The sequence below is a fragment of the Marivita sp. S6314 genome, assembly GCF_023015985.1.
Taxonomy (GTDB): Bacteria; Pseudomonadota; Alphaproteobacteria; order Rhodobacterales; family Rhodobacteraceae; genus Marivita.
In genome coordinates this window covers 1-509 of sequence record NZ_JALKAO010000025.1, presented here as the reverse complement: position 1 = coordinate 509, position 509 = coordinate 1, and the positions used below count along the sequence as shown (strand labels likewise).

Genomic DNA, 509 nt, shown 5'->3' with positions numbered 1-509 from the left:
CGTGGCATCACGATCTCCACGGCACACGTGGAATACGAAACCGACGCGCGTCACTACGCCCACGTCGACTGCCCCGGCCACGCCGACTACGTGAAGAACATGATCACCGGTGCGGCGCAGATGGACGGCGCGATCCTCGTGGTGAACGCAGCGGACGGCCCGATGCCACAGACACGCGAGCACATCCTCTTGGGCCGGCAGGTGGGTATCCCTGCCATGGTCGTGTTCATGAACAAGGTGGATCAGGTTGACGACGAGGAACTGCTTGAGCTGGTCGAGATGGAAATCCGCGAACTGCTCTCCGAGTACGACTTCCCGGGCGACGACATTCCTGTCATCGCAGGCTCCGCCCTGGCGGCGATGGAAGGCCGTGATCCCGAAATCGGCGAGAACAAGATCCGCGAACTGATGGCGGCCGTGGACGAGTACATCCCGCAGCCCGAGCGCGCGATTGACCAGCCGTTCCTGATGCCGATCGAAGACGTGTTCTCGATCTCTGGCCGCGGGAC

General features: G+C 62.9%; 1 protein-coding gene. It reads left to right on the top strand.

The window, feature by feature from the left end; translation table 11 throughout:
* The coding region (locus MWU54_RS18610) for a GTP-binding protein (protein WP_247086755.1) at positions 1-509 on the top strand (509 nt) is incomplete at both ends.